The following is a 21,582-nucleotide window of genomic DNA, read 5'->3' as shown; positions in this document are numbered from 1 at the left end:
CCCCCAAGCAGACTGAATGACACATGATCGAACACGCCATCCTCCTCAGCGCCGGCCAGGGCTCGCGCCTGCTCCCCCTCACGGCCGAGCGTCCCAAGTGCCTGATCGACTTCTCCGGCCGCTCGCTGATCGAGTGGCAGATCGAGATGCTGGCGCGCGGCGGGGTGAAGCGGATAGACGTGGTCACCGGCTTCATGACCGACATGCTGGAGGAGCACCTCAATTCCATCCGCGACCCGCGCGTGGAAATCACCGTGCGATTCAATCCCTTCTTCAAGGTGGCGGACAACCTCGGCTCGTGCTGGATCGCGCGTGAGGCGATGCGCGGCGACTTTATGATCCTCAACGGCGACACGCTGGTGTCGGAGGAGATCGTGCGCACGGTCCAGCAGGGCGCGGCCGGTCCCGACGGCAAGCCCTGGCCGATCACCGTGACGGTGGACGTCAAGGCGGACGGCTACGACAGCGACGACATGAAGGTGGAACGCAGCCCCGAAGGCCGCCTGATCCACATCGGCAAGACGCTGACGGCGGCGCAGTCGAATTCCGAATCGATCGGCTTTCTCGCCTTCCGGGGCGAGGGGGCGGACCTGTTCCGCGAGACCGTGCGGCAGGCCATGCGTACCCCCGAGGGCGTCCAGCACTGGTATCTCAAGGTCATCGATTCGATCGCGCCCACCGGCAAGGTCGGCACCGTGTCCATCGAGGGGCTGGATTGGGCCGAAGTGGACTTCCTCAACGATATCGAGATCGCGACGAAGCTCACCGATACGTGGTAATTGCCAAAAATGGCAGCTCGACCATGAACGTCGCGCGCAATTAAAGAATTTTCATTTCCACCCTATTGCTGGCGTTTCTGCCTAATGGCATTAGCACGGCGCCGTTTTGCGGGGGAAACGCTTGACGGCGTTGCCAAATACGGGGGAATTTAATGAAGTTTACTGTACTGACAGCCGCACTGGCGGGTCTTGCCCTCACCGGATGCGCTTCGACCCAGAAGGTTCTTAGCAAAGAACCAACCGAAGTTTTCCATTCGGAAAAGAGTCAGAACGAAGTCGCCTTCTGCCTTGCTAACAAGAACAACACGAGCCCGATGGATCGCGACGACGGCTCCAAAGTCGTCCTGATCAAGAACGGCTATGGCGGCGTCTCGCTTGCCTTCTCGGTGTTCAAGGAAGGTGAAGGCAGCCGCGTAGAATACCGCAAGGAGTTCGGCACCATCGGCGGCATCTGGAAACAATGTATCGGCCTGAAGGACGAGAAGTAAGTATGACGGAGGCGAGGATCGCCTCGCCTCCGTTATCGTCTGCTTCTACCCGAACCACCCCTTCAACCACACTACCAGCGCATTAAGGTCCGCCCCCTCCAGCGCTACCGCATGGCCAAGGTCGGGCACCTTGGGCCAGCCGCAATCGACGAACTCGCGCCCCTGCCACTCGCGCGCGCCTTCGTAGCGGGGGATGACGTGGAAGTGGACGTGCGGGTCCACCATCATCAGCATCAGGTAGTTGAGCTTGGCATAGCCCACCGCCTTGCCCAGCGCCGCCTCTATGGCGCCGGTCGCGAGCTTGAGTTCCGCATGCGCCTCGGCCGGGAGGTCTCCGAAGGCCGTCGCGTCGCTCTTCGCCGCCAGCACCAGCGAGCCGAGCGTCGGCTGCGCGGGCCGCGCGAGCACGACCCAGTGATCGAACTCCGCCACCAGCGTCGCGGGCCAGCCGAACTTCTCGATCGTGGTGTTCATGGGTTTCAGCCTTCCGCCAGCCAGGAGATGATAATGCCACCGCGCGCCCGCACGATCCATGCCTGAACCAGCCGCACGGCGTGGATCAGGCACGACAGGGCCGTCCACCAGGCCACCGCGATCAGCCCGAGGTCGGGCCGCGAGAACACCATCGCCACGAACAGGATCACCATGTTCGGGTTGCGCCGCGCGGTGATGAGGCGGAACTTGCTGTCGAACGGCCGCCACACGTGGATGTGCATCAGCCCGTTCTGGCGCATGAAGGCGCCCTCGATCAGCCGCTGGACGATATAGCCGCCCTGGATCGCGCCCTGCACCCACCAGAACGTCGTGGAATCATAGGCCAGCCCCCAGGCGCCGAGGCCGGTCGCCCAGAACCACCACCAGAACGGCGGATGGACGAGGTCCATGCCATGATCGAACACATTGCCCCAGGCCGAGGAGGTGATCGTGCAGCGCGCCAGCTTGCCGTCCACGGTGTCGAGCACCATGAACACGAGGCCGAGCGCCATGCCCAGCCAGTAATGCCCGTAAGCGAAGAGTACGGTGGCGACCACGCAGAACACCGCGCCGACGGTCGTGACCATGTTCGGCGTCACACCCAGCTTCGCGCAGATGCGGGTGAGCACCAGAGCCCATTCCGGCCAGAGGTACTTGGTCAGCACGTCGGTCACGCCCTTGTAGGCGCCGAAGTAGCTGGCCCGCTCGATCGGGCGGAGGCTGGACGGCGTCAGCGCCATCAGGAACGGCGTCTCGCGCTTGCGAAGCTGCTTGTTCTCGATGGTCGGGCCGTCTTCATAGGCGACGACCTCGAAACCGGAGGCATCGGCGAGCGGCGCGCCCGCCGCCATGGCAGCGGCGACTCGCGCCGCCTGATGTGCATCCGCAGCATGGGCGAGCGCCGGAACACCGCCCAGAGTCAGCACCATGCCGGGTCGCCCGGTGATGTTTCCGAACCACGCCGGATCCCACGCGAAGGCCGCGTTGGAGAGGATCGCCGCGCCTTCGGGCACCGCATCGACCGGTTCGAGCCCGGCGGCGCGGGCGATGCGGCCAACCCGCTGCGAAGGGCTCAGACCCCAGAGCCTGACGGGATTTTCGCCGATCGTGACCACCGGCAGCACTTGCGTATTCTGGACCATGGACCGCCACGTAGTGCCTTGCACACCGGGTGACAATCGCGGCTGCCCCGGTTCGTCCGCAAGCGTGTCGATACGGTAACAAGCGCCATGAAACTGTAACTCAAATGTGTCAGAGCATATTTCTGGGTGATTTTCCAAGCTAGCGATACTACATGGTACGCCGTGCACGGAAGCATTCATACCTTCGAGACGCTGCCGATCTTCGGCGAGCTTGGTCGCCGCGACGGCGCGCGCACGGTACGCCCGGTTCGCCGTGGCCGCGCGGTTCCGCTGGTCGGCATAGTCCGCAATCCGCGTAGCCATCGCAACAAGGGCATCAAACCCGAGATGGCCGACTGCTCCAACATCCTGACGCAGACCCCCTCCACGCGGGAGGAACTGCACTACACGCTGGCGGAATTCGCGCGGCGCGGGATCGACTACCTCGTGGTCGACGGCGGCGACGGCACCGTGCGTGACGTCCTTTCGGCCGGCGCCGACATCTTCGGAGACGACTGGCCGACGTTCATCGTGCTGCCCAAAGGCAAGACGAACGCGCTGGCGGTAGATCTCGGCCTGCCGGGCAAGTGGTCGCTGGCCGAAGCGCTGGCCTCCGCCCATCGCGGCCGCACCATTGCGCGCAGCCCGCTGCGGATTTCACCTGCGGACGGCTCCGCGCGCTGCGTACAGGGTTTCATTCTCGGCACTGGCGCCTTCTCGATCGCCACCGAAGCCGGACAGGAAGCGCACCGCCGCGGCCTGTTCAACAGCTTCGCGGTCGGCCTCACGATCCTGTGGGGCGTGCTGCAGACCCTGTTCGGCGGCGCCCGCAATGCCTGGCGCGCCTGCACGCCGACCCGCATCGTCGATCGCCACACCGGCCAGCACCTGCCTTACATGGGCAAGGGCAACGCCGACGAACGCTACCTGACCATCGCCACCACTTTCGAGCGGTTCCCGCTCGGCGCACGGCCCTTCGGGCGCAATCCGGCGCCGGGCCTCAAGCTGGCCGTGATTGACTGGCCCGTCCGGTGGCTGGTGGCGCTGCTCCCCGCGATGATGTTCGGCCTGAACCTCAGGCTGTTTGCCCGCAAGGGCGCTCACCGCGTTAGCGCCAGCGAAGTCGACATGGACATCGGCGGCACCTTTATCCTCGACGGCGAAGCCTTCCCCGCCGGGCGCTACGTGCTCGAGGAAGGGCCGCAGATCAACTTCGTCGTCCCCTGAGGGCAGCGGGGTTTCGAACTGAAGCCCAACTGCCAACTTGTAATTGCGGCGAGCCTGTCCGATTGACGCGGCGATGATCGCTCACACACCCCTGCATGACGGCCTCAATGACCGCATCGCCTCGGCCCTGACGCGGGAGGTCGTGCCCGAAGTGCGCGCCTTCGCCGAAAAGCTGGCGCGGGCGGCGGATGCGCTGGGCGTGCTGTTCTACGGATCGAACCTGCGCACCGGATCGCTGGAAGGCGTGCTCGATTTCTACGTCCTGTTGCCGGGCGCGCAGGTCGAGCGGATCTGGCCGCGCGTGAGCTACCACGAATGGGTGCATGACGGTGTGCCCCTGCGTGCCAAGGTCGCGACGATGGCGCTCGAGACCTTCCGCGCCGCCGCCGCCGGAGAGCGCATCGACACAACCATCTGGGCGCGCTTCGTGCAGCCCAGCGCCCTGGCATGGCAGCGCGACGAAGCCGCCGGATCCACCATCGCCGAGGCCGTCGCAGGCGCCGCCCGCACGGCAGCCCGCCTCGCCGTGGCGCTGGGGCCGGATGCAGGCACGCCCGAGGACTACTGGCGCGCCTTGTTCCGCGCGACTTACGCCGCCGAATTCCGCGTCGAGAAGGCGGGCCGCGAAGACTCGATCCTCGCCGCCAACCGCGCCCATTTCGACGGATTGCTGCCGCTGGCGCTGGACGGCGCCGGGATCGCCTTCACGCAGGACGACGCGCGCCTGCACCCCGCGCTCCCCGCCAACGAGCGGTCGCGCATCCTGTCATGGTGGTCACGGCGGCGGCGGCTGGGCAAGCCCTACAACGTCCTGCGGCTGCTCAAGGCCTCAACCACGTTCGAGGGCGCGGCCCGCTATGCCGCCTGGAAGATCGAGCGCCACACCGGCGTGCCCGTGAAGATCACTCCCTGGCGCGAACGCCACCCGATCCTCGCCGCTCCCGGCGTGCTCTGGCAAGTCTGGCGCGGCAAGCGGGAGAAGACCGCATGAATGCACTGATCCTCGCCGGATCGCGCCCCGGAGCGCCCGACCCCGTCGCCGAAGCCGAAGGCGTCGCGCACAAGTCGCTGGTGGAAATCGCGGGCAAGCCGATGCTCGCCCACGTCGTCGCCGCGCTGCGCGAGGCAGGGATCGCACGCATCGCCGTCTCCGCCAGCGATCCGCAAGTCCGCGATCTCGCGCTGCAGCTCGGCTGCGAGGTTCTCGCCACCGGCACCGGCCCCAGCGCCAGCGTCGCGATCGGGCTGGAAACGCTGGGCGCGCCGCTTCTCGTCACCACCAGCGACCATGCTCTGCTGAAGGGCGAATGGGTCCGCGATTTCCTCGCCGACACACCGGCGGGCAGCGACGTCGCCATCCTCCTGGCCCGGCGCGAGACGATCGAGGCGGCGATGCCCGGCAGCCGCCGGACATATCTGCGATTCGCCGACGGCCACTGGTCGGGCTGCAACCTGTTCCTTCTGGCAAGCCCTCACGCGGGCCTTGCGATCGACACCTGGAAGATGGTCGAGGCCGACCGCAAGCGCCCCTGGCGCATCGCGGCGCGGCTGGGCATCGGGATGCTGCTGGGCTACGCGCTCGGCCGCCTGACGCTGGCCGACGCGATCGGACGACTCGGCCGCAGGATCGGCGTCACCGCCAGCCTCGTCGCCGCGAGGGACGGGCTTGCAGCGGTTGACGTGGACAAGCCCTCGGACCTCGTCGATGCGCGGGTGATGATGGGTGGGCGCGCCGGGGCTTCGACAAACTGAGCCTGACCCTTCGACAACGTCACCCTCACATATACTTCATCTGGATCCGGATCGACTTCACGCCCTCGCCCACCGGCACGCCAACCTTGGTGTAGCTGGGCTTGCCGAGGTTGAAGATATTGATCGAGGGGTTGTTGGACATGGCACCGCCATCGGTGCGGATATCGGTTTCACCATTGCCGTTGACGTCATGGCGAACGGCAACCCCGTACACACCCGATGCAGGCAGCGGCACGCAGAAGCTCATCGATCCGGCACGCGCGGGGACCTCGATGCGCGAGAGCCATTTGCCCTTTACCAGCCACTCGCCCGAAACCGCGCGATAGGACTGGACGCGCAGCTTGCCAGAGGAGGACTTGATGCCGTCCACCGTGACCATCATCGCCGGTCCCTTGTCAGACTGGCAGCGCCGCATCTCGTTGGGAATCTCGTTGCGATATTGGGCCAGCGCCGGAACCGGCGCGGCTAGACCCGCCACCGCGACGAGGGCGGCGACAGTGCTGGTACGACGAAGCAAGGCGTTGGTCCTGATCATATCTTTTCCGTCTAATGGGTTCGCAGCAGATTGGCAGCCTGAAACCCGCACAGGGCCACCAAGTGCCCGAAATGCGGTGAACCAGCAGTGAACTTTTTGTTCCACCGCCTGAAAGCCACTGCCTGTCGGAAACTGCCTGGAGCCCGCCTTGCCACAAGATCGCGTGTGGAAAACGCACCCCCATACGCTTGTCGCCCCAAGATGTAGTGGCGTATCGCTGGGAAAAGGAGCGTTCGTTTCCCGCCATGACAATTCCGCTGATTTCCCCTTCGATCCTGTCCGCCGACTTTGCCCGGCTCGGAGAGGAAGTGCGCGCCATCGACGAGGCCGGTTGCGACTGGATCCACGTCGACGTCATGGACGGCCACTTCGTCCCCAACATCACCATCGGCCCGGCCGTGGTGAAGGCCCTGCGCCCGCACAGCGCCAAGCCCTTCGACGTCCACCTGATGATCTCTCCGGTCGACGCCTATCTCGAAGCCTTCGCGGACGCGGGCGCGGACTACATCACCGTCCACCCCGAGGCCGGGCCGCACGTCCACCGCACGGTGCAGACGATCCACAACCTCGGCAAGAAGGCGGGTATCTCGCTGAACCCGGCGACGCCCGCCAAGATGCTCGACTACCTGATCGACGAGATCGACCTCGTCCTCATCATGAGCGTCAACCCCGGCTTCGGCGGCCAGAGCTTCATCTCCAGCCAGCTTCGCAAGATCGAGGCGGTGCGCAAGATGATCGACAAGTCCGGCCGCGACATCCGCCTCGAAGTCGACGGCGGCGTCGATGCCAAGACCGCGCCGCTGTGCGTCTCGGCCGGTGCCGACGTGCTGGTGGCGGGCTCGGCCACTTTCAAGGGCGGACCGTCGCAGTACGCGGCGAACATCAAGACCCTCAAGGGCCTCGAATAAGGCATGGTCGCCGACACCCGCTTCAGCCCGGCGGCATGGAACCCGGACAATGCCCGGGCGCTTCCCTTGTCGCATGAGGCCGAGGAGGGTGTGGTGACCGGGATTGCTGACAACCGCGCGCCTGCTCGGGTCGAACCGCCCCACATCGAACCCGGCCGCGCACTGGCGCTGGTCGATTTCTCGCCGCCTTCGGTGGGCGTGGGCGAGCGGCTGATCCGCATGGCCTATCGCATGGGCGTGCCCGGCGCGATGCTTTCCGGGCCGATGGGCAAGAAGGCGCGCACCCGCCTGCTGGCGACCGTCAACAACACCCTGCCCGGCAGCCGCGCGGCGGGCACCGCGATCCGGGCCGGACACTTCCTCGTGCACGGCGCCAAGACGCCGATCGCGCAAGTCGACTTCGCCGGTGCCGCGCGGGTCACTCCGCCGCTGGAGAAGGTCGTTCACTCCTTCTCGTGGCTCACAGACCTCGAAGCCTGCGCCGCGCGCGAACAGGCCGCGCCAGTGGCGGAACGCATTCTCATGGCCTGGCTCCAGGCCAATCCCAAGCCGCCCGCCAAGCCGGGTAAGGGGCCTGCATGGAGCGTCGGCAACACCGGTGCGCGCCTTGCCAACTGGCTCGCCCATGCCCCGCTGATCCTCTCGGGCGAGAAGGCGCTGCGCATCCGCACGCTGGCACACATCGCCGCGACCGCGCGCTGGCTGGATCGCCATGTCACCAATGCCGAGGACGGCCTTGCCGAAGTGGCGGGCTGGGTCGGCATCGTCGCCGCCGGACTGCTGCTGCCCGACGGCCGCCCCCGTCGGCTCTATGGCGAGGCCGGGCTGATCAAGGCGCTCGGCGAACTCATGGGCGATGACGGCGGCGTCCTGTCGCGCAGCCCGCTCGCGCAGATGGAGGCGATCGCACTGCTGGTGCGGCTGCGCAACTGCTACCACGCCACCCGCCGCGATGCCCCGCCTGCCGTCGAGCGCGTGGTCGAACTGCTGGTGCCGCCGCTGCTGGCACTGACTCACGGCGATGGCGGCCTCGGTTCATGGCAGGGCGGCTGGGCCGTCGATGGCGCCGATGTCGAAGCGTTGATCCACGCGAGCGGCGTGCGCACCCGCCCGCTTCGCGACGTGCGCCAGTGGGGCTACCAGCGTGTCTCCGCCCACAAGTCGGTGCTGCAGTTCGACACCGCACCGCCGCCGATGCCAGCACAGGCCCGCTTCGGCTGCGCCTCGACGCTGGCCTTCGAGTTTTCGCACGGGCCGCACCGCATCGTCGTCAACTGCGGCGGCGCGGCGAGCGGCGGCGGCCTCGTCCCGGTGCGGCTCGAGCAGGGCCTGCGCGCGACGGCGGCGCATTCGACGCTGACGCTGGACGATGCCAATTCCACCGCCGTCCTGCTGGGCGGCATGATCGGCTCGGGCGTCACCGAAGTGGCGGTCGATCGCAAGACGCTGCCGCAGGAAAGCGGCTCCAACGCCACGCGACTGGATGCCAGCCACAACGGCTATGCCACCCGCTATGGCCTGACTCACCAGCGCATCCTGCTGCTGCGCGACGACGGCAGCGAGTTGCGCGGCGAAGACCTGCTGCTTCCGGCGGGCAAGAAAGGCAAGCGCGGCAAGGTCGGCTTCGCGGTGCGCTTCCACCTTGGCCCGGAGGTGGACGTCAACCTCACCGCCGACGGCAAGGGCGCCGGGCTCTCGCTGCCCGACGGCAGCTACTGGCAGTTCCGCTCCGCCACCGACGAGGGCGAGATGACGGTCGAGGATTCGCTCTGGGTCGACGGCCAGGGCCGCCCGCAGGCGACGCAGCAGATCGTCGTACAGGGCATGGTTTCGCGCGGGGGCGGGACTTTCGGGTGGATCATCAAGAAGATGAATTGATAGTAACGGCGCCTTGAAGACCTCAAGGGGCCGTGTATATTGACGTTGTTGTTTCTGGTTTGATGAAAATCACCTTCGAACAAAGAAAGGCGCGCCATGCCAGTGGCGCGCCTTTCGCCGTTTGGGGGGACAGGTGCCAGCCCATCCCCCGCCCGTCATCACTTGTTGCGGCTCATCTCCACGATCTTGAGAACAAGCGTCGTGAAGGCCAAGCACGCCATGATGATCAGGATTGTTGTTTCTACTTTGATTTCAATCACCCCCCTCTGCAGCGGGAATTCGGGTTTCCCCGCGCTGCACCAACGGTTTACCCGAAAACGGCGCGTGCCAGAGGTTAACGCTCCTTCACCGTCCCGCCCCCTCCACGCCCCGGAAAACCGCCCCGCCCTTGCCCGCGCGCCGCTCCCGTCCTAAGGGCGCGCGCGAAGAGACATTCGCCAGGGAAGCCCGCACTCATGACCGATTCCGTCCAGATCCGCCGCGCCTTGTTGTCCGTGTCCGACAAGACTGGCCTCGCCGAACTCGGCAAGGTGCTCAGCGATCGCGGGGTGGAACTGGTCTCGACCGGCGGCACCGCCAAGGCACTGCGCGATGCGGGCCTTGCGGTGAAGGACATCTCCGAGATCACCGGCTTCCCCGAGATGATGGACGGCCGCGTCAAGACGCTGCACCCGATGGTCCACGGCGGGCTCCTCGCCGTGCGCGACAACCCCGAGCACGCCGCTGCCATGGCCGAGCACGCCATCGGCGCGATCGACCTGGTCGTCGTCAACCTCTACCCCTTCGAGGCGACCGTTGCGAAGGGTGCGAGCCGCGACGAGATCATCGAGAACATCGACATCGGCGGTCCCTCGATGGTCCGCTCGGCGGCGAAGAACCACGCCTTCGTCACCATCGTCACCGATCCCAAGGACTACGAAGACCTGATGGTCGAACTGGAAGCGACCGACGGCTGCACCACGCTGGGCTTCCGCAAGCTGATGGCCGCGCGCGCCTATGCGCAGACCGCCGCCTACGATTCGATGATCAGCCAGTGGTTCGCTTTCGCCGACCAGGGCCTTGAGTTCCCCGAGATGCTGAGCGTCAACGGCCGCCTCTCGACCACGCTGCGCTATGGCGAGAACCCGCACCAGAAGGCCGCCCTCTATACGCCGGTCGGCCCCTTCACAAAGGGTCTGGCGCAGGCCGAGCAGGTGCAGGGCAAGGAACTGTCCTACAACAACTACAACGACGCCGACGCCGCCTTCGAACTCGCCGCAGAGTTCAAGGGCCAGAAACCGGCCGTCGTCATCGTCAAGCACGCCAACCCCTGCGGCGTGGCCCAGGGCGACTCGCTGCTCGACGCGTGGAACGGTGCGCTGGCCTGTGACGACGTCTCGGCCTTCGGCGGCATCGTCGCGGTCAACCAGACGCTCGACGGCGCGACGGCCGAGGCGATCTGCAAGATATTCACCGAAGTCGTCGTCGCCCCCGACGCCGACGAGGAAGCCCGCGAATTCTTCGCCAAGAAGAAGAACCTGCGCCTGTTGCTGACCGGCGAGCTACCCGATCCGCGTCGCGGCGGCCTGACCGTGCGCCCGATCACCGGCGGCCTGCTGGTGCAGGGCCGCGACAACGGCGCGATCGGCTTCGACGACCTCAAGGTCGTCACCAAGCGCGCGCCGACCGATCAGGAACTCACCGACTGCCTGTTCGCCTGGACCGTGGCCCGCCACGTCAAGTCGAACGCCATCGTCTATGCGAAGGACGGCGTCACAGCCGGCATCGGCGCGGGCCAGATGAACCGCCGCGACTCCTCGCGCATCGCCGCGATGAAGGCCGCCGAGGCCGCCGAGAAGTTCGGCTGGGCACAGGCACGGACCGTCGGTTCGGCGGTTGCCTCCGACGCCTTCTTCCCCTTCGCTGACGGCCTGCTGGCTGCGGCCGAGGCAGGCGCGACGGCGGTGATCCAGCCGGGCGGCTCGATCCGCGACGACGAGGTCATTGCCGCCGCCGACGAGGCCGGTCTCGCAATGGTCTTTACGAACATGCGCCATTTCAAGCACTAAGTAACCCGGCAGGAGAAGCAGCGACGATGATGGTCACCGGACTCGGCCCCCTCGTCGTCGTCGGCTTCCTCGCCGGGCTAACCCTTGCGGCGGTGCTTCTCAGGCTTGGCCGCCTGAACTCTCCGCTGAGTGCTCTGGGAGCCGCCGCCTTGCCCTTCGGTTGCGCCGCCCTGCCGGTGATGGTTCTGGTGGCGATCTCCGTGGCCGCAGCTTACTCGCGCTGAGGCCAAACGTTCCCGGCGTTCATCGCGTGCGATCAACCGTTCGTCGACAAATGCACTTGTTAACGGTTCTGTTCACTGGACGGCAACCCATTTGACGCCAAAGGGGCACCACACATTTTCCGGACCGGCATCACGCCGTTCCCCAAAGAGACATTTCGAAAGCAGACGTCATGGGTATCTTCAAGGCCGACTTCTACCGCTACTTCGCCTTCGGCTTCGCCGGTGGCGCGTTGCTGGTGCTCGGTGCGATGGGTATCGGCCACGTCTCGCCGCTCTCGAACGATCTCGTGCCGCCTGCGCAGGCCGCGCAGGCCCAGTAAGCTTACACCGTAAGCCCACACTGATTGCACAAGTCCGCGACAGGTCCCATATGGGCACCATGTCCGGCAACCATCATCACCACGAACATTCCGGCGACAGCCTGGTATCGGCCGCCCGCAACGCCCTTGTCGAAGCGGGCGAGCAGTGGACCGAGATGCGCGCCGACGTCTTCGGCGCCCTCGCCGAGCGCGAACGCCCCGCTTCCGCCTATGACCTTGCCGAGAGCGTCTCCGCCCTGCGCGGCAAGCGCGTGGCTCCCAACAGCGTCTACCGCATTCTCGACCTGTTCGTGCGCACCAATCTCGCCCGCCGGGTCGAGAGCGTCAACGCCTACGTCGCCAACAGCCACCCCGGCTGCCAGCACGACTGCATCTTCCTGATCTGCGACAGCTGCGGACAGGCCGTCCACATCGACGACGACAAGCTGACCGGCGCGCTCATCGCCGCGGCCAGGGGGGCGGGCTTCGCCGACGTGCGCCCGGTCGTGGAACTGCGCGGCATCTGCGCCCAGTGTAGCTGACCTGCTCTTTTCGTCATTGCGAGCGTAGCGAAGCAATCCAGGGCAGTTTACGGGGCTCTGGATTGCTTCGCTACGCTCGCAATGACGAACGGTGATAATCGCTCAGTCCGTCTGCGTCAGGCTGAGCAGGTTGCCGTCGGGATCGCGGAACCAGGCCGCCTTCATCGCGCCGTCGGCCGACTTCCAGAGCCCTGCCACGTCCTGATTCTCCTCGTCGAAGACCAGGAACTCCACGCCCTTCGCGCGCAGTTGCGCCATCGTCGTGTCGATGTCGGGAATCGACCAGCCGAGCACGGTATACTCGTGCGATTCCCATTCCCGGTTCGAGGTCAGCCGCAGGATCGCCCCGCCGCCCATGTCGTAGATCGTCGCGTACTCGTCCAGCGACAGTTCCGGCAGTTCCAGCACATCGCCATAGAATGCCTCGGCCCGCGCGCGGTCGGTCGTAGAGATGAACGTAATTGCGCGTGCCTCAGGAACGATCGCCATTGTATCCCCTTTCATTCCAATCGCCTGCTCTTGACGCAGATTAACAGTCACGGTCAATCGACACGCAAGTCTCAAAGGTGTAAGGGGCCGACAAATGAACGCCAATCCGGCCACTCCTTTGCTCGACACGGTTTCGACTCCCGATGAACTGCGCAGGCTGAAGCCCGCGCAGCTGCGCCAGCTTGCCGACGAACTGCGCACCGAGATGATCTCGGCCGTGGGCCAGACCGGCGGCCACCTCGGCTCCGGCCTCGGCGTGGTCGAACTGACCGTGGCGATCCACTACGTCTTCGACACGCCCGTCGACCGCCTGATCTGGGACGTCGGCCACCAGGCCTACCCGCACAAGATCCTGACCGGCCGCCGCGACCGCATCCGCACCCTGCGCCAGGGCGGCGGCCTGTCGGGCTTCACCAAGCGCTCCGAAAGCGAATACGACCCCTTCGGCACCGCGCACAGTTCCACCTCGATCTCCGCCGCGCTCGGCTTCGCCATGGGCAGCAAGATCAAGGGCCAGCCCGGCCGCGGCATCGCCGTGATCGGCGACGGCGCGATGAGCGCAGGCATGGCCTACGAGGCGATGAACAACGCGCGCGAGGCCGGCAACCGCCTCGTCGTCATCCTCAACGACAACGACATGTCGATCGCCCCGCCGGTCGGCGGCCTCTCGGCCTACCTCGCGCGGCTGGTCTCCTCGGGCCAGTTCCTCGGCCTGCGCGAGCTTGCCCGCAAGTTCGCCCGCAAGCTGCCGCGCCCGCTGCACCTCGCCGCCAAGAAGACGGACGAATTCGCGCGCGGCATGGCCATGGGCGGTACCCTGTTCGAGGAACTGGGCTTCTACTACGTCGGCCCGATCGACGGCCACGACCTCGACGCCCTCGTCCCCGTGCTGGAAAACGTGCGCGATGCGGGCGAAGGCCCGATCCTCGTCCATGTCGTGACGCAGAAGGGCAAGGGCTACGCGCCCGCAGAGAACGCGGCGGACAAGTACCACGGCGTCCAGAAGTTCGACGTCATCACCGGCGAGCAGGCCAAGGCCCCCGCCGGTCCGCCCAGCTACACCGGCACGTTCGCCAAGGCCCTCGTCGCCGAAGCGGAAAAGGACGCCACGATCTGCGCGATCACTGCCGCGATGCCCTCGGGCACCGGGCTCGACAAGTTCGCGCAGCTGTTCCCCGAGCGCAGCTTCGACGTCGGTATCGCCGAACAGCACGCCGTCACGTTCGCGGCTGGCCTCGCCGCGCAGGGGATGCGCCCGTTCTGCGCGATCTACTCCACTTTCCTGCAGCGCGCCTTCGACCAGGTCGTGCATGACGTGGCGATCCAGAACCTGCCCGTGCGCTTCGCCATCGACCGCGCGGGGCTCGTCGGCGCAGACGGCGCCACCCATGCGGGTTCGTTCGACGTCACCTACCTCGCCACCCTGCCCAACATGGTGGTCATGGCCGCGGCCGACGAAGCCGAGCTGGTCCACATGGTCCACACCGCCGCGCAGTACGACGCAGGCCCCATCGCTTTCCGCTATCCGCGCGGCAACGGCACCGGCGTCGCCCTGCCCGAAACGCCGCAGCTGCTGGAAATCGGCAAGGGCCGGATCGTGCGTGAAGGCACCAAGGTCGCCCTCCTGTCGCTCGGCACCCGCCTCGGCGAAGCCCTCAAGGCCGCCGACCAGCTGGAGGCCAGGGGCCTGTCCACCACGGTGGCCGACCTGCGCTTCGCCAAGCCGCTGGACACCGACCTCATCCGCCGCCTGATGCTGTCCCACGAAGTCGTGGTGACCGTGGAGGAAGGCTCGATCGGCGGCCTCGGCGCCCACGTCCTGACGATGGCCAGCGACGAGGGCCTGACCGACGCCGGGCTGAAGATCCGCACCATGCGCCTGCCGGACATCTTCCAGGACCACGACAAGCCCGAAGCCCAATACGACGAAGCGGGCCTGAACGCGCCGCAGATCGTCGATACAGTGCTGAAGGCGCTGCGGCATAACAGCGCGGGCGTGAACGAGGCACGGGCTTGAGGTTTTAAGTGAAGTCCTGGGGCCTTCGCCCCAGATCCCGATACCGTCGGCGCCGCGCGTGCAGGCGCGTTGAACAGGATTTTCAGCCTTGCCTGATTATTCGCGCAGCTTTCAACGTAGACGAGTAACTCACAAACCTGATTAATCACGCCCCGTCATCCCCGCGAAAACGGGGACCCAACTGATGCCCGTGCAACACGAAACGGCAGGAGATGGGTTCCCGCCTTCGCGGGAATGACGAAGAAGGGTGGGGAGCGGATCTGTCCCAAGGGCGCTTCGTCATCCTGAACTTGTTTCAGGATCCATCGGGCAGTTGGGGCCGGTATGTTGTTTCGCAAACCGCCATCTCGGCTCGCTGATCACGAAACTGCGCTATCGGCCTGATGGACCCTGAAACAAGTTCAGGGTGACGGTAGGTTTGGGTGGTTACCTGTCGAAAGTAAAACAGCATCGGGTGCAAACCGGATGAGGCTTTGCGAGGATAGTTCTCCAAGGACGCTGCTCGTCCCAATAGATGCTCTGACCGCAGCGCGGACAGGCGGTAGCTATTGCCAAGAGGCCGTTCCCCACGAGCCAAGCTGCCAGTATCCAGAAGCTTACACCGCAAGCCACCAGCAAGATCGCGACGGGTGCTAGAATAAAAGCTACGGGTCGAGCGAGAACCGCTAGCCTCAATTTTGTTGTAGGGTTCAACGTCATCAGGCGAGGTTATCTAGTTCACGAACGTCTGCAAGGGGGCGAAACCTGCCGTGGCGCCTCTGCCATGCGGACAACCGCCGCAGCCCATCGATAACGCACACAGGCCCGCCTCACGCGCGACGACGCCAGTAACGGGGGTGCAGGGGGCGATGGCCCCCTGCCTCACCTTCTCTCCTACCAGTCGTAGGCCTTGGGCAGATAGGTCTCGTCCAGATCCTTGTACCGTTCGCGCAGCCGCGCCTGGTGGCTATCCACCGGTTGCTTCACCCCGTCGATCCACACCGAGACCGGCGCGGAGGACAGTTCGAGCGGGTCGCCGTCCCACAGCACCACGTCACCCACTGCGCCGGGGGCCAGCACCCCGGCTTTTCCGCCGAAGCCGCTGATCTCGGCCGGGATCGAGGTGATCGCCGCCAGTGCCTCGCCCCAGGTGAGGCCCGAGGCGCCGGGGATCTTCGTCAGGGCGACGAGATTACCCGCTTGCTGCGGGGCGTTACGGGGCTGGTCCATGCCCATGAACATACCGATGGCGACCTTGACGCCGGCCTTCTTCATCCGGCCGACGTTGGACATGGTGGCGGCCAGCGTCTCGAAGGTGGCGGGTAGGTCGCGCATCGGCATAGTCACGACGGGCACCCCCGCTGCCGCGATCTGCGGGGCGACAAGCCAGCCCTCGGTGGCGCCGACGAGGACGAGGTCGAGCTTGGGGAACTCGGCCTTGAGCGCGAGGACGCCCCGAATATCGGAAGCGCGTTCGACGCCGACGTAGAGGATCTGCGTGCCGTCGACGACTTTCGCCAGCGCGGCAGCGTCGGCGCGGGTGAGGAGGACGTCGCCCTGCCGCTGCGCACCGGCCGGGAGCGCAGCGACTTCGCGGGCTTCGCGCAGGGCGTTGCGCAGCGCGGTGTGCGCCGCGACGCGGCTGCCGCCGGAGAGGCGCGCGCCCGATTCGCCCAGTTCGACGTACTGGAACGCGCGCGGCTTCATGACGATCGCGGCGTCCTGGCCAAGGTCGATCACGGCGCCTTGTCCGGCGAAGATCGAGGCACCGTTGATCGGCGCGACGCTGGCGCGAGTGACGCCCCCCTCGCGGCTGACGGCGATATGCTCGCTGGATGGGTTGAGCGCGGTGGCGACGTCGAGCGCGGCGTTGAAGGGCGATTTTTCAGCCGAGGTGTCGTTGCTGTCGTCGACTGCTTCGACGTCCCACAGACCCAGGTCGGTGACGGCCGAGAACAGGCCCGGTGTGACCCATTTGCCCGTTCCATCCACCACTTGAGTGCCGTTGGGTGCCGTTGTGCCGCTTCCTACCGAAACGATCTTTCCGGCCCTTACGACGACAGTAGCATGCTCGATCGGGGCGCTGCCGTCACCGGTGCCGACGGTCGCATTGGTGATGGCAAAGTCCTGAGCAGAAACGGAAATCGGCGCGGCGCCGAGCAACATGGCGAGGATCAGGCGCTTCATTTCACGTCTCCTTCGCCGGGCTGGCCAAGCTCGAAATCGCTGACCGGCTTTCGCTTGGGATCATCGGCGTCGTAGAGCAGCGCGCCGTCCGACCAGACCTTCTCCGGGCGAGAATAGACCGACAGCGGATTGCCGTTCCAGAGCACCACGTCGGCCATCTTCCCGGCCTCCAGACTGCCGGTTTTATCCCCGATTCCCATGGCCTTGGCAGCATTGTAGGTGAACCAGCCGACGACCTGCGCATCAGGCACGTCCACCCCGATCCGCCGCCCCGCCGCCTGTGCCCGCGCCGCTGCCTGATTGAGCCGCTGGATACCGTTCTCGTCATCGGAATGGATCACCACACAGGCCCCCTGCCTGGCCAAAAGTGCCGCGTTTTCAGGGATGCCGTCGTAGGCTTCCATCTTGAAACCATACCAGTCCGCCCAGATCGCGGCGCAGACGTCGTTGGCCTTGAGCAGATCGCCGATCTTGTAGGCCTCGACCGCATGGTGAAAGGCGGTGACCTTGTAGCCCATCTCCTTGGCCATATCGAGGACCTGCGCCATCTCGTCCGCGCGATAGCAATGATTCTGAACGAGAATCTCGCCCTTCAGCACGCCTTTGAGCGTGTCCTTGCCAAGATCGCGCTCGGCATGGTCACCGTCCATGTACTGCTTCGCATCGATCCACGCCTGCCGATCGACCGAGAAATTTCCCATGCGAGTCATCGGCTTCTGGTTCCTGGCGCCATAGACCCGCTTGGGATTCTCGCCGCAGGCCATCTTCAGCGAATAGGGCGCGCCGGGGTACTTCATGCCTTGCACGGTGCGGCTCGGCACGTTCTTGAGCGTCACCGCCCGCCCGCCGATGAGGTTGCCCGAACCGGGGAGAATCTGCAGCGTGGTGACGCCGCCGTTGATCAGCGCCCGCGTGAAGCCGGGGTCCTGCGGCCAGACCGAATGCTCGGCCCAGACGTCCGGCGTGGTCGGGCTGGTCATCTCATTGCCATCCGACAGCGCATCGACCGAAGGGCTGGGATAGACTCCGAGGTGCGAGTGGATGTCGATCACCCCCGGCGTCACGAACTTGCCGGAACCCTCCACGCGATCGTAACCCGCTGGAATCGCAAGGTCCGCTGCGCCCACGGCGACGACCTTGCCGTTCTCGAACAGGACAGTGCCGTTGTCGATCCGCCCACCCCGCCCGTCGTAGACGGTTGCGCCGACCAGCGCCGTCGGCCGACCCGGATAGGGCTTGTAGGTCGAGGCGTAGGGCGCCGGTGCGGACTTGGCGCCCTTGTCCTTCTTCTTCGCGTCGGCGGCGTGCCCCGTCATTGCGAGAGTGGCGATCATGGCCAGGCCACACAGCAGAAGACGCTTCCAAGGCGTTTCCCTCATTGGCAATTTCCCCTGTTGCAATACGAAACCGGCCCGGGGAGCACCCCGGGCCGGTCAGTCATCCTTCAGTTCTTCATCGCCGGATGGAAACCTGCCTCGTGAGCTTCCAGTCCAATCTCGGCGCGTCCGGCAAGATCGGCGTCCATGCCGCGGTCCTCCAGCGTATCGATATGCATCCAGCGCTTCACGATCGGCGAAAGCGCCAGCACCACGACCGCGATGCCCAGCGTGATCCAGCCGATCTTGGCATAGATCGAGAGGGTCAGCGCCTTGTCCATCGTGCCGGTTTCACCGCCGGTGGCCTCACCGATCTTGCCTGCGACGAAGTTGCCCACGGCGGTCATGTAATACCATGCCCCCATGATGAAGCTGCCGAGGTGCAGCGGCGAAAGGCGGGTCATCGCGGAAAGGCCCACGGGTGACAGGCATAGCTCGCCAGTCGTGTGCAGCAGGTAGATCAGGAAGACGAAGATCACCGAGGTCATCACCGCAGGATCGCCGGTGCCCGCGCCCCAGACGAAGACGAGGAAGCCGAGGCCGACCTGCGCCAGCGCCAGCGCGAACTTGGCGGGTGCGCTCGGCTCCAGCCCCTTCTTGCCGAGCCAGGCCCATAGCCCCGCGAAGATGGGGCCGAACAGCACGATGTATATCGGGTTGATCGACTGGAACAGGCTGGTCGGCACACCGCCGCGATCGACGAACTTGTCGGTATAGAGACTCAGCGATCCGCCTGCTTGCTCGAAAAGGCCCCAGAAGATCGGGTTAAGGGCCACTAGGAAGATGATCGCATAAATCCGTTCGCGCGCCTCCTTGGGCAGCTTCGAGGCTTCCCACAGGGTGAAGAGCAACATGGCCGTACCCGAGACGATCAGCAGATTCTGGATCACGTCGACATACTGGATGAGCATCCAGATGACCCCGACCGCAGCCAGCGCTATGCCGTAAAGCCCCATTTCCCGCTTCCACGCCAGCGGCTTGGGAGGCTCACCCCGCCCCTTGAGCGCCGGCTTGCCGATCACGAAGATGACGAGCCCCAGCGCCATGCCGATACCGGCGAGCCCGAAGCCCCAGGACCAGCCGATCGTCTCGCCCAGATAGCCGACTAGGATCGTACCCAGCGTGGCGCCGGTGTTCACGCCCATGTAAAAGATCGTGTACGCCGCATCGCGCCGGGTGTCGGTCATCTTGTAGAGTTGTCCGACGATGACCGCGATGTTCGCCTTGAGGAAGCCCGAGCCGACGATGATCAGCGCCAGTGCGAACCAGAAGACATTGATCGCCGGGTCGCCCTGCTTCGTCGCCGGGTCGGTGACGCCCTGCAGGCCCTCGTAGGCCATGAACAGGTGCCCCACCGCCAGCACGATGCCGCCGAACAGCACGGCCTTGCGCTGCCCCAGCCAGCGGTCGGCGATATAGCCGCCCAGCACCGGCGTGATGTAGACGAGGCTGGTATAGGCGCCGTAGATCAGGTTCGACTGGCCGTCGGAGAACAGCCAGAACTTGACGAGATAGAGGATCAGCAGCGCCCGCATGCCGTAGTAGGAGAAGCGCTCCCACATCTCGGCATAGAACAGCACGAAGAGGCCGCGAGGGTGGCCGGCGAATTCCTCGCTCTTGCGGGTGGCGATGATGCCGCCCACTGCGAGCACGGCGAAGAGGAAAACCGCGCCCGCGGCGCCGATCCAGTCCCCTTCCGTCCAGAGTGACATGTCTTTCATGGTGCTGATGCCTTCGCGCCCTGAATGTTTGTATATTGTTTCTTGGTCCCACGGCCACCGGCCGCGCGTGAAGGAACAGAAGGTTAGCGACCTATTTTCCGCTGTAAATGGGGACGCGCCGCCACGGATGGTGCCTGGACCAGGCTCAAATGATCACTTTTGCGCATCTCACGCGAGGCATTGCGCGAAGCCCACGCTGGTGGCATTTTCACGACAGGCCATGGGGAGGCCAAACGTAATTTTCTGTTTCGGTGCGCGGGTGAACAATTTTTAACACCCGGCCGCCATGGGCACGCTTTTTGGGGGAAAGTCGCGATGATCAGGTCCGAACTGCTTCAGGTACTGGGCAAGGACAACCCGGAACTGCGTGCGGAGGACGTCGAACGCGCTGTCGATACCTTCTTCGAGGAGATCAGCCAGCGCCTCGCCGATGGCGGCCGCGTGGAACTGCGCGGTTTCGGCGCCTTTTCCACCCGCCACCGCGATGGCCGCAAGGGCCGCAACCCGCGCACCGGCGAAAGCGTGGAAGTGCCGGAAAAGCGCGTGCCCTACTTCAAACCCGGCAAGGAAATGCGCGTTCGTCTCAACGTCGGCGAATAGAAGCCGCTGCGCGAAAGATTGCGCCGCCGCTCGCAGGCGGCTAGACGCTGCCACGCCCAGCCGGGCCGTGCGGGCGTGGCGGAATGGTAGACGCTGCGGACTTAAAATCCGCTTGGGCTTCCAGTGCGGGTTCGAGTCCCGCCGCCCGCACCAAATCATCGAAACGAGCAAATATTACGCCGTTATTCGCGACGTGGAATTTCTTCAATCGATTGTGTTTACAAATGCGTAACTTGCGAACTGGTATCAATTACTAAGTACCCATGCCAGGTACGTCACTCGGATGTTCTTGGCAGGTGTGCCTAGGGGTTATTACTGGATGTCTTTCCCGGAAAGCCTGTCCGCCGGCAGGAAACCGAGTTACGAGGAGCAGCGCGCCAGCCCGCGCTTCGCGCTGCTGTTGCGTGCTGCGAAGCTGATCGGTGCGCACGGCGAATACCTCTGCATCGTGCGCGACGTGTCCGAGACCGGGGTGAAGCTGCGCTTATTTCACTCGCTCGCCGACGAACGCCGCCTTGCGCTCGAAAGCGCCGCCGGGGATCGGCTCGGGGTGGAGAAGGTCTGGGAGAACGGCGGCGAAGCAGGCTTCCGCTTCGACGAGCCGATCGATGTCCAGCGCTTCATCGCCGAGGCCGGCCCCTATCCCAAGCGCCCTATCCGCGTCTGCGTCGGCCATCAGGCGCAATTGACGATCGCCGGGGAAACCTCCCCCGCGAAAGTACGCGACCTTTCCCGCCAGGGCGCCGGCATCGAAACCGACCACTATCTCGCCATCGGGCAGCACCTGCGCATCGCCTCGGGGCTCATGCCCGAATTCGAGGCCACCGTATGCTGGCGCCAGCATCCGTCCTACGGCATCGTCTTCCGGCAACTGATGAGCCTTGAAGAACTTGCGGTCCGGGCTTTCCGCATGCAGAAAACCCGCGACCGCCTGTAGA

Annotated in this window: 21 protein-coding genes and 1 tRNA gene; 15 read left to right on the top strand and 7 right to left on the bottom strand. The window is 65.5% G+C overall.

All coding sequences use genetic code 11. The features are described 5' to 3' along the window. The first annotated feature begins 23 nt into the window (after positions 1–23). Both ACODRZ_RS16245 and ACODRZ_RS16240 read left to right on the top strand, forming a co-directional pair. On the top strand, positions 24–779 hold the full coding sequence (locus ACODRZ_RS16245; RefSeq protein ID WP_488972048.1) for a phosphocholine cytidylyltransferase family protein: 756 nt from the start codon (positions 24–26) through the stop codon (positions 777–779). A gap of 152 nt (positions 780–931) precedes the next feature. Then, positions 932–1,267: a hypothetical protein gene (locus tag ACODRZ_RS16240; protein ID WP_488972049.1), complete on the top strand. Its 336-nt coding sequence runs from the start codon at positions 932–934 to the stop codon at positions 1,265–1,267. Between the two features lie 45 nt (positions 1,268–1,312). Here ACODRZ_RS16240 and ACODRZ_RS16235 read toward each other — a convergent pair whose 3' ends face one another. Next, on the bottom strand, positions 1,313–1,741 hold the full coding sequence (locus ACODRZ_RS16235; RefSeq protein WP_488972050.1) for an HIT family protein: 429 nt from the start codon (positions 1,739–1,741) through the stop codon (positions 1,313–1,315). A gap of 5 nt (positions 1,742–1,746) precedes the next feature. Continuing rightward, positions 1,747–2,883 carry a CDP-alcohol phosphatidyltransferase family protein gene (locus ACODRZ_RS16230; RefSeq protein WP_488972051.1) on the bottom strand — a complete coding sequence of 379 codons (1,137 nt, stop codon included), beginning with the start codon at positions 2,881–2,883 and terminating at the stop codon, positions 1,747–1,749. Positions 2,884–3,045: 162 nt separating this feature from the next. Here ACODRZ_RS16230 and ACODRZ_RS16225 point away from each other — a divergent pair, with 162 nt between their 5' ends. From ACODRZ_RS16225 to ACODRZ_RS16215, 3 genes are all read left to right on the top strand, one after another. Continuing rightward, complete coding sequence (locus ACODRZ_RS16225) at positions 3,046–4,089, top strand: diacylglycerol/lipid kinase family protein (protein WP_488972052.1); 1,044 nt, start codon at positions 3,046–3,048, stop codon at positions 4,087–4,089. Between the two features lie 73 nt (positions 4,090–4,162). Then, positions 4,163–5,080, top strand: coding sequence for a hypothetical protein (locus tag ACODRZ_RS16220; protein ID WP_488972053.1), 918 nt, complete (start codon positions 4,163–4,165; stop codon positions 5,078–5,080). After that, positions 5,077–5,841: an NTP transferase domain-containing protein gene (locus ACODRZ_RS16215; protein WP_488972054.1), complete on the top strand. Its 765-nt coding sequence runs from the start codon at positions 5,077–5,079 to the stop codon at positions 5,839–5,841. Before ACODRZ_RS16220 ends, ACODRZ_RS16215 begins: the two co-directional genes overlap by 4 nt. A gap of 25 nt (positions 5,842–5,866) precedes the next feature. On the opposite strand, the gene ACODRZ_RS16210 is transcribed toward ACODRZ_RS16215, so the two are convergent. Then, the gene (locus ACODRZ_RS16210) at positions 5,867–6,376 is read right to left on the bottom strand and encodes a DUF2141 domain-containing protein (protein WP_488972055.1); all 510 of its coding nucleotides are present in this window, start codon (positions 6,374–6,376) and stop codon (positions 5,867–5,869) included. A gap of 245 nt (positions 6,377–6,621) precedes the next feature. Between ACODRZ_RS16210 and rpe the strand changes: the two genes are divergently transcribed. The 6 genes from rpe (at position 6,622) to ACODRZ_RS16180 (ending at position 12,275) form a co-directional block, all read left to right on the top strand. Further along, on the top strand, positions 6,622–7,284 hold the full coding sequence (rpe, locus tag ACODRZ_RS16205) for a ribulose-phosphate 3-epimerase (RefSeq protein WP_488972056.1): 663 nt from the start codon (positions 6,622–6,624) through the stop codon (positions 7,282–7,284). Between the two features lie 3 nt (positions 7,285–7,287). Next, positions 7,288–9,162, top strand: a complete 1,875-nt coding sequence (locus tag ACODRZ_RS16200; protein WP_488972057.1) for a heparinase II/III family protein — start codon at positions 7,288–7,290, stop codon at positions 9,160–9,162. 455 nt (positions 9,163–9,617) lie between these two features. Continuing rightward, on the top strand, positions 9,618–11,210 hold the full coding sequence (purH, locus tag ACODRZ_RS16195) for a bifunctional phosphoribosylaminoimidazolecarboxamide formyltransferase/IMP cyclohydrolase (protein ID WP_488972058.1): 1,593 nt from the start codon (positions 9,618–9,620) through the stop codon (positions 11,208–11,210). 26 nt (positions 11,211–11,236) lie between these two features. Next, entirely contained in the window at positions 11,237–11,434 is a 198-nt protein-coding gene (locus tag ACODRZ_RS16190) for a hypothetical protein (RefSeq protein WP_488972059.1), read from the top strand. Between the two features lie 170 nt (positions 11,435–11,604). Beyond that, positions 11,605–11,754, top strand: coding sequence for a hypothetical protein (locus ACODRZ_RS16185; RefSeq protein WP_271181424.1), 150 nt, complete (start codon positions 11,605–11,607; stop codon positions 11,752–11,754). A gap of 50 nt (positions 11,755–11,804) precedes the next feature. Further along, complete coding sequence (locus ACODRZ_RS16180) at positions 11,805–12,275, top strand: Fur family transcriptional regulator (RefSeq protein ID WP_488972060.1); 471 nt, start codon at positions 11,805–11,807, stop codon at positions 12,273–12,275. Positions 12,276–12,377: 102 nt separating this feature from the next. On the opposite strand, the gene ACODRZ_RS16175 is transcribed toward ACODRZ_RS16180, so the two are convergent. Continuing rightward, positions 12,378–12,764, bottom strand: a complete 387-nt coding sequence (locus ACODRZ_RS16175; RefSeq protein WP_488972061.1) for a VOC family protein — start codon at positions 12,762–12,764, stop codon at positions 12,378–12,380. 94 nt (positions 12,765–12,858) lie between these two features. Here ACODRZ_RS16175 and dxs point away from each other — a divergent pair, with 94 nt between their 5' ends. Then, positions 12,859–14,781, top strand: a complete 1,923-nt coding sequence (gene dxs / locus ACODRZ_RS16170; protein WP_488972062.1) for a 1-deoxy-D-xylulose-5-phosphate synthase — start codon at positions 12,859–12,861, stop codon at positions 14,779–14,781. A gap of 873 nt (positions 14,782–15,654) precedes the next feature. On the opposite strand, the gene ACODRZ_RS16165 is transcribed toward dxs, so the two are convergent. The 3 genes from ACODRZ_RS16165 to ACODRZ_RS16155 form a co-directional block, all read right to left on the bottom strand. Continuing rightward, a complete protein-coding gene (locus ACODRZ_RS16165; protein WP_488972063.1) occupies positions 15,655–16,947 on the bottom strand; it encodes an amidohydrolase family protein in 1,293 nt (430 codons plus the stop codon). Then, positions 16,944–18,326: an amidohydrolase gene (locus ACODRZ_RS16160; RefSeq protein WP_488972064.1), complete on the bottom strand. Its 1,383-nt coding sequence runs from the start codon at positions 18,324–18,326 to the stop codon at positions 16,944–16,946. The genes ACODRZ_RS16165 and ACODRZ_RS16160 overlap by 4 nt, the downstream gene beginning before the upstream one ends. 65 nt (positions 18,327–18,391) lie before the next feature. Beyond that, positions 18,392–20,044, bottom strand: a complete 1,653-nt coding sequence (locus ACODRZ_RS16155) for a peptide MFS transporter (RefSeq protein ID WP_488972065.1) — start codon at positions 20,042–20,044, stop codon at positions 18,392–18,394. A gap of 315 nt (positions 20,045–20,359) precedes the next feature. Between ACODRZ_RS16155 and ACODRZ_RS16150 the strand changes: the two genes are divergently transcribed. From ACODRZ_RS16150 to ACODRZ_RS16140, 3 genes are all read left to right on the top strand, one after another. Beyond that, complete coding sequence (locus ACODRZ_RS16150; RefSeq protein ID WP_036525893.1) at positions 20,360–20,644, top strand: integration host factor subunit beta; 285 nt, start codon at positions 20,360–20,362, stop codon at positions 20,642–20,644. A gap of 69 nt (positions 20,645–20,713) precedes the next feature. Beyond that, a tRNA-Leu gene (locus ACODRZ_RS16145) sits at positions 20,714–20,797 on the top strand. A gap of 166 nt (positions 20,798–20,963) precedes the next feature. Continuing rightward, a complete protein-coding gene (locus ACODRZ_RS16140; protein WP_488972066.1) occupies positions 20,964–21,581 on the top strand; it encodes a PilZ domain-containing protein in 618 nt (205 codons plus the stop codon). Position 21,582 lies beyond the last annotated feature (1 nt).

It is taken from the genome of Novosphingobium sp. FG90 (assembly GCF_057808725.1).
This window is presented reverse-complemented; position numbering and strand designations above follow the sequence as displayed.

Bases quoted from the DNA above. Each gene is read 5' to 3' on its own strand.
- ACODRZ_RS16245 (WP_488972048.1), top strand. From the start codon at position 24: ATGATCGAACACGCCATCCTCCTCAGCGCCGGCCAGGGCTCGCGCCTG.
- ACODRZ_RS16240 (WP_488972049.1), top strand. From the start codon at position 932: ATGAAGTTTACTGTACTGACAGCCGCACTGGCGGGTCTTGCCCTCACC.
- ACODRZ_RS16235 (WP_488972050.1), bottom strand. From the start codon at position 1,741: ATGAACACCACGATCGAGAAGTTCGGCTGGCCCGCGACGCTGGTGGCG.
- ACODRZ_RS16230 (WP_488972051.1), bottom strand. From the start codon at position 2,883: ATGGTCCAGAATACGCAAGTGCTGCCGGTGGTCACGATCGGCGAAAAT.
- ACODRZ_RS16220 (WP_488972053.1), top strand. From the start codon at position 4,163: ATGATCGCTCACACACCCCTGCATGACGGCCTCAATGACCGCATCGCC.
- ACODRZ_RS16215 (WP_488972054.1), top strand. From the start codon at position 5,077: ATGAATGCACTGATCCTCGCCGGATCGCGCCCCGGAGCGCCCGACCCC.
- ACODRZ_RS16210 (WP_488972055.1), bottom strand. From the start codon at position 6,376: ATGATCAGGACCAACGCCTTGCTTCGTCGTACCAGCACTGTCGCCGCC.
- rpe (WP_488972056.1), top strand. From the start codon at position 6,622: ATGACAATTCCGCTGATTTCCCCTTCGATCCTGTCCGCCGACTTTGCC.
- ACODRZ_RS16200 (WP_488972057.1), top strand. From the start codon at position 7,288: ATGGTCGCCGACACCCGCTTCAGCCCGGCGGCATGGAACCCGGACAAT.
- purH (WP_488972058.1), top strand. From the start codon at position 9,618: ATGACCGATTCCGTCCAGATCCGCCGCGCCTTGTTGTCCGTGTCCGAC.
- ACODRZ_RS16190 (WP_488972059.1), top strand. From the start codon at position 11,237: ATGATGGTCACCGGACTCGGCCCCCTCGTCGTCGTCGGCTTCCTCGCC.
- ACODRZ_RS16185 (WP_271181424.1), top strand. From the start codon at position 11,605: ATGGGTATCTTCAAGGCCGACTTCTACCGCTACTTCGCCTTCGGCTTC.
- ACODRZ_RS16180 (WP_488972060.1), top strand. From the start codon at position 11,805: ATGGGCACCATGTCCGGCAACCATCATCACCACGAACATTCCGGCGAC.
- ACODRZ_RS16175 (WP_488972061.1), bottom strand. From the start codon at position 12,764: ATGGCGATCGTTCCTGAGGCACGCGCAATTACGTTCATCTCTACGACC.
- dxs (WP_488972062.1), top strand. From the start codon at position 12,859: ATGAACGCCAATCCGGCCACTCCTTTGCTCGACACGGTTTCGACTCCC.
- ACODRZ_RS16165 (WP_488972063.1), bottom strand. From the start codon at position 16,947: ATGAAGCGCCTGATCCTCGCCATGTTGCTCGGCGCCGCGCCGATTTCC.
- ACODRZ_RS16160 (WP_488972064.1), bottom strand. From the start codon at position 18,326: ATGAGGGAAACGCCTTGGAAGCGTCTTCTGCTGTGTGGCCTGGCCATG.
- ACODRZ_RS16155 (WP_488972065.1), bottom strand. From the start codon at position 20,044: ATGAAAGACATGTCACTCTGGACGGAAGGGGACTGGATCGGCGCCGCG.
- ACODRZ_RS16150 (WP_036525893.1), top strand. From the start codon at position 20,360: ATGATCAGGTCCGAACTGCTTCAGGTACTGGGCAAGGACAACCCGGAA.
- ACODRZ_RS16140 (WP_488972066.1), top strand. From the start codon at position 20,964: ATGTCTTTCCCGGAAAGCCTGTCCGCCGGCAGGAAACCGAGTTACGAG.